The sequence below is a fragment of the Sphingomonas sp. NPDC019816 genome (genome assembly GCF_050274375.1).
In the GTDB taxonomy this organism is placed as follows: Bacteria; Pseudomonadota; Alphaproteobacteria; order Sphingomonadales; family Sphingomonadaceae; genus Sphingomonas.
Genome location: NZ_JBNNOB010000189.1, coordinates 1 through 5011 on the forward strand (window position 1 = coordinate 1; position 5011 = coordinate 5011).

A 5011-nucleotide genomic window follows, 5' to 3' on the forward strand; every position below is an offset into this window, starting at 1 on the left:
CGGCCGGGTAAAGGCGGCCAGCCGTGCGGCGATGCCATCGAGCATCCCGGCGCGCAGGAGGTCGTGCTCGACGTGGTCGTGCTGGGCACGGTCGCGGCGCCGGCGGCGCGCGAGGCGATCAAAGATGGCGGGGGCGGTCACGCCGGCGCTTGTGCGCGCTTGCGCGATCGGGAACAAGTCGATCCATGGGGTGGGGCGCATGAACGGACCGGGAATTGCGGCGGGCTGGGCCGACCGGCTGCGTCTTTTGCCGGGCGCGGTGATCGACTGGGCGCTGCCGCCGCGCTGTCCCGGATGCGGCGAGCCGGTCGAGGCGGATCATCGTTTCTGCGCCGATTGCTGGGGCGGGTTGCGCTTCCTGGACGGGGCGGGGTGTCCGACCTGTGGGTTGCCGGGGACGGGCGGTGCGGACCTGCGCTGCGGCCCCTGCCTGGCCGATCCGCCCGTGCATGCCGGCATCCACGCCGCCGTCGCCTATGGCCCGATCGCGCGCGAACTGCCGATCCGCCTGAAGCATGGCGGGCGGATCGGGGTGGCCGACACCATGGCCGGGCCGATGGCGCGACGGATGCCGACGGATGCGGAATTGCTTGTGCCGGTGCCGCTGCACCGCTGGCGATTGTGGCGGCGCGGCTTCAACTAGGCGGTGCTGATCGCCGCCGCGGTATCGCGTCGGACCGGCGTGCCCGTAGCGCGGGATGCACTGGTCCGCGTGAAGCCGACTCCGCTGCTGCGTGGCCTGTCGCCGCGCGAGCGCCGGGCGGCGGTGAACGCGGCCTTCCGCGTGCGCGATCATGCCGTGGTGGCGGGGCGGCGCGTGGTACTGGTCGACGATGTCCATACGACGGGCGCTACCGCCGGCGCCTGCGTCCGTGCGCTGCTGCGCGCCGGTGCCACGTCGGTGGCGATCCTGTGCTGGGCCCGGGTGATCGAGCGCGGGGCGGGGGGCGGCGATTGACAAGCGACCTTGCACGACACACCTGACAGGACATGGCAAAGGTTGAAATCTACACCAAGGCGTTCTGCCCTTATTGCACCCGGGCCAAGGCGCTGCTCGCCTCCAAAGGCGTCGAGCCCGAGGAATATGACATCACCATGGGGGGACCCAAGCGCGCCGAGATGATCGAGCGTGCGCAGGGGCGCACCACCGTGCCGCAGGTCTTCATCGACGGCCGGCATATCGGTGGTTCGGACGATCTGGCGGCGCTGGACAAGCGTGGAGGGCTCGACCCGCTTCTGTCGGCATGACCGGCATCGCCGTCCTGCAGATGACGGCGGGGATCGACCCCGCCGCCAATGCCGACACGCTGGCGCAGGCGATCGCGCAGGCCGGGGCGGGCGGCGCGGCCATGCTGTTCACGCCCGAAATGTCCGGCCTGATCGACCGCGATCGCGCACGGGCGGCCGCCAGGCTGGTCGGCGAGGACGAGGACCCGGTGCTGGCGCGTGTCCGGGCGGCGGCGGCGGAGCATCGCATCTGGGTACATCTCGGCTCGCTGGCGATCCGGCGCGATGACGGTCGACTGGCCAACCGCGCCTATGTGATCGACGATGCCGGTACGATTCGCGCCCGTTATGACAAGATGCATTTGTTCGACGTCGATCTGCCGAGCGGCGAGAGCTGGCGCGAGTCCGCCGCCTATGCCGCCGGCGAGCAGGCGGTGGTGGTCGACACGCCCATCGGCCGCCTGGGCCTCGCCATCTGCTACGACCTTCGGTTCCCGGCGCTGTTCGCCGCGCTGAGCGAGGCGGGGGCGACGATCCTGTCGGTACCGGCGGCGTTCACCCGTCCCACCGGCGATGCGCACTGGCATGTCCTGTTGCGTGCCCGTGCGATCGAGGCGGGCGTCCATCTGGTCGCCGCCGCGCAGACGGGCGAGCATGAGGACGGTCGCGCGACCTATGGCCATTCACTGGTCGTCGGACCATGGGGCGAGGTGCTGCTCGACATGGGGGAGCCGGCGGGCCTGGGGCTGGTGACGATCGATACGTCGGCGGTGACGGCGGTGCGCGAACGTCTGCCCACCATCCGCCATCGCCGCGCGATCGGGCCGGTGGCGCGGGCATGATCGTCTTTGATCTGCGCTGCCCGAGTGGGCACGTGTTCGAGGCATGGTTCGCCTCATCGTCCGCCTATGCCGAACAGCGGGCGGCGGAGCAGGTCGAATGTCCGCTTTGCGGCGACCGGTCCATCGAAAAGGCGGTGATGGCGCCGCAGATCGCGGCCAAGGGCAACAGCCGCCCCGACGCGCCGTCGCCGCAGGCGATCAAGGCCGCGCTGGCGCAGCTGGCGCAGGCGCAGGCCAAGGCGCTGGAGACATCGACCTGGGTCGGCACCGCCTTTGCCGACCGCGCCCGGGCGATGCATGACGGCGACGCGCCCGTGGCCCAGATCCACGGCCAGGCCAGCCTGGCGGAGGCCAAGGCCCTGATCGAGGACGGCGTTCCCGTCGCGCCGCTCCCCCTGCCGGTGGTGCCGCCCAAGCTCGCCAACTGATCGCGGGGGAAGGGCGAAGCATACTGGACCATCCCATCGGTCGCTTGTATCACCCCATCGTGCGCGGCCCCGTAGCTCAGCAGGATAGAGCATCAGATTCCTAATCTGAGGGCCACTGGTTCGAATCCAGTCGGGGTCACCACGCATCTTTTGACAGCCGCCGGGCCCGGGATTTCTCATGCTTTCCGGCCACGCGCTAACCTAATCGAAAGAGTGCCCCGCCTATTCCTGCCCGCGAATCAGGGGTGGTGGCGATGAAAAATCTCAAGATCAGCGCGAAATTATGCATCGTATTCGGCGTTCTGGCGGCGGCCTTGCTGCTGACCATGGTGATGTCGATCATGACGCTGCAGAAACTGAACAGCGCGGCGGAGAAGTTGGGGCGCGACCGGCGTGAAAAGCTGGTCGCTGTCGCATCCATCAATACGGCCGTGTCCGATTTCCGTGTCGCTGAAGCGACCAGCATCCTGGCCGATGACCCTGACGCGCGGCAGTCGGCATTGCGGGACGCGCAGGAAAATCTGGCGATCATCGACCGAAATTCCGCTTTCCTGCAAAAATCGCTGGTCCTGCCCAAGTCGATTGAGAAATTTCGCCTTTTCCGTGAGGATTGGACGGTTTTCATGGCGGAGTCGCGCCGCACGCTGCAATTGGCCGGGCAGGGCGCCACCCAGCAGGCTTCCGACAATTTCCGCGCCAGCCGGCCACTTTTCAGGAAGACCAACACCGACATCACCGGCATCCAGCAAAGCCAGATCGAGCGGATGGAAAGCGAGATGGCCGCTGCCAATGCCGACTATATCTGGTCGCGCAACATCTCGATCGCCATTTCCATCGGCGTGCTGGCGCTGGCCGGCGTCATGCTGCTGTCGCTGATTAGAGGCATCGCCAACCCGCTGGCGTCGATGACGGCGGCGATGCGGCGGCTGGCGGCGGGCGACATGACCGCCAAGCCCGAGGTCGAGGAACGCCGCGACGAGGTGGGCCAACTGGCCGAGGCGATGCTCGCCTTTCGCAATCAGCTGACCGGGGCCGAGCAGGCCAAGGCGGAACAGACGCGGCTGATCGTCGACAGCGTGGGCAACGGCCTCGATGCCCTGGCGCAGGGCGACCTGACCGTGCAGATCGAGGCGGAACTGACCGGGCCGTTCGAGAAACTGAAGCACGACTTCAACAAGGCGATGGACGCCGTCTCGGCCACATTGTCCGCCGTATCGGTCAGCGCGCAGGGCATCGGCAACGGCGCGAGCGATATCCGCCAGGCCTCCGACGACCTGTCGCACCGCACCGAGCAGCAGGCCGCCAGCCTGGAGGAAACGGCGGCGGCGATGCATGAGATCACCGAGACGGTGAACGAGACCGCCAACAACGCCAAGCGTGCGCACGACGTCGTCTCGGGCACCCGCGTCGATGCCGAGCAATCGTCGGACGTGGTCCATCGCGCGGTGGAGGCCATGACCGGGATCGAGCGCTCCTCGCATGAGATCAGCGAGATCATCGCGGTGATCGACGGCATCGCGTTCCAGACCAATCTGCTGGCGCTGAATGCCGGTGTCGAGGCCGCGCGCGCGGGCGATGCGGGCAAGGGCTTCGCCGTTGTCGCATCCGAGGTCCGCGCGCTGGCGCAGCGCTCGGCCGACGCCGCCAAGGATGTGAAGGCCAAGATCACCGCCTCGACCGAGCAGGTCGATGCCGGGGTCGAACTGGTCGCGCAGGCGGGCGCGGCGCTGACCCGCATCACCGGGCGGATCGGCGAGATCAACATGCTGGTCTCCGACATCGCCTCGGCGGCCGCCCAGCAGGCCACCGGCCTTCAGCAGGTGAACACTGCCGTGAACGAGATGGACGGCGTGACCCAGCAGAACGCGGCGATGGTCGAGGAGGCGACGGCCGCCGCGCGCACCCTGTCGGAGGAAACCGATAATCTGACCCGCCAGGTGGCCCGTTTCCGCCTGGCCCATCGTCCCGCGCCGATGCCGGCGGCTTCCCCCGTTCATCAGCTTCAGGCGCGCGCCGCGCAAGCCGCGACCCGTATCGCCGCCGCTCCGCGCGTCGCGCGTGCATCCAGCGCGGCCGTGGCGATCGACGATGGGGATTGGTCGGAATTCTGAACCCGCTCTTTGAATGATCGGGGGAGTCCAGGGGGCAGGGACGAGGCGGAGACCTTAATCACGAGCTCAGCGCTCCCCCCGAAGCCGGCCCCGCTGCCGGTCTTGCAAAGATACCTCCCTGCAAGGGGTCGGGGCGACGTTAAAGTTTTCTCCCTCGTCTCGCTCCACCCCGGCTTGCGCCGGAGTGGTCCAGAGCGTGATGACATTGCGTCACATTAAGACGAGCCCCTCCCCTTCAGGGGATCGTTGCAAAAGTCGTGCGACGGTGATTCATGGTTGCAGGCGGGGGGACGTTTGCGATGGATCAGGGTAGCTTGGTGGATGGCCTGGTGTCGCCGCGCTTGGGTCGCAATGTCCGGCTGGAGCGTTTGGCGCGGGAAGTGGACTGGGCCGATCTGGGTTC

At 68.2% G+C, this 5011-nt stretch carries 6 protein-coding genes and 1 tRNA gene; all 7 read left to right on the forward strand.

The genetic code is table 11. From position 1 onward, the window contains the following. The first annotated feature begins 199 nt into the window (after positions 1-199). The 7 genes from ACQKJZ_RS17910 (at position 200) to ACQKJZ_RS17940 (ending at position 4608) form a co-directional block, all read left to right on the forward strand. The gene (locus ACQKJZ_RS17910) at positions 200-643 is read left to right on the forward strand and encodes a ComF family protein (RefSeq protein WP_427732884.1); all 444 of its coding nucleotides are present in this window, start codon (positions 200-202) and stop codon (positions 641-643) included. A gap of 3 nt (positions 644-646) precedes the next feature. Further along, a complete protein-coding gene (locus ACQKJZ_RS17915; protein ID WP_427732886.1) occupies positions 647-958 on the forward strand; it encodes a ComF family protein in 312 nt (103 codons plus the stop codon). 32 nt (positions 959-990) lie between these two features. Further along, complete coding sequence (grxC, locus tag ACQKJZ_RS17920; RefSeq protein WP_312490375.1) at positions 991-1248, forward strand: glutaredoxin 3; 258 nt, start codon at positions 991-993, stop codon at positions 1246-1248. Then, the gene (locus tag ACQKJZ_RS17925; protein WP_427732889.1) at positions 1245-2069 is read left to right on the forward strand and encodes a carbon-nitrogen hydrolase family protein; all 825 of its coding nucleotides are present in this window, start codon (positions 1245-1247) and stop codon (positions 2067-2069) included. The genes grxC and ACQKJZ_RS17925 overlap by 4 nt, the downstream gene beginning before the upstream one ends. Further along, positions 2066-2497, forward strand: a complete 432-nt coding sequence (locus tag ACQKJZ_RS17930; protein ID WP_427732891.1) for a DUF1178 family protein — start codon at positions 2066-2068, stop codon at positions 2495-2497. The genes ACQKJZ_RS17925 and ACQKJZ_RS17930 overlap by 4 nt, the downstream gene beginning before the upstream one ends. 65 nt (positions 2498-2562) lie before the next feature. Continuing rightward, positions 2563-2639: transfer RNA gene (locus ACQKJZ_RS17935), tRNA-Arg, on the forward strand. 112 nt (positions 2640-2751) lie between these two features. Next, a complete protein-coding gene (locus tag ACQKJZ_RS17940; protein WP_427732893.1) occupies positions 2752-4608 on the forward strand; it encodes a methyl-accepting chemotaxis protein in 1857 nt (618 codons plus the stop codon). The last annotated feature ends 403 nt before the right edge of the window (positions 4609-5011 follow it).

Bases quoted from the DNA above. Each gene is read 5' to 3' on its own strand.
- ACQKJZ_RS17910 (WP_427732884.1), top strand. From the start codon at position 200: ATGAACGGACCGGGAATTGCGGCGGGCTGGGCCGACCGGCTGCGTCTT.
- grxC (WP_312490375.1), top strand. From the start codon at position 991: ATGGCAAAGGTTGAAATCTACACCAAGGCGTTCTGCCCTTATTGCACC.
- ACQKJZ_RS17925 (WP_427732889.1), top strand. From the start codon at position 1,245: ATGACCGGCATCGCCGTCCTGCAGATGACGGCGGGGATCGACCCCGCC.
- ACQKJZ_RS17930 (WP_427732891.1), top strand. From the start codon at position 2,066: ATGATCGTCTTTGATCTGCGCTGCCCGAGTGGGCACGTGTTCGAGGCA.
- ACQKJZ_RS17940 (WP_427732893.1), top strand. From the start codon at position 2,752: ATGAAAAATCTCAAGATCAGCGCGAAATTATGCATCGTATTCGGCGTT.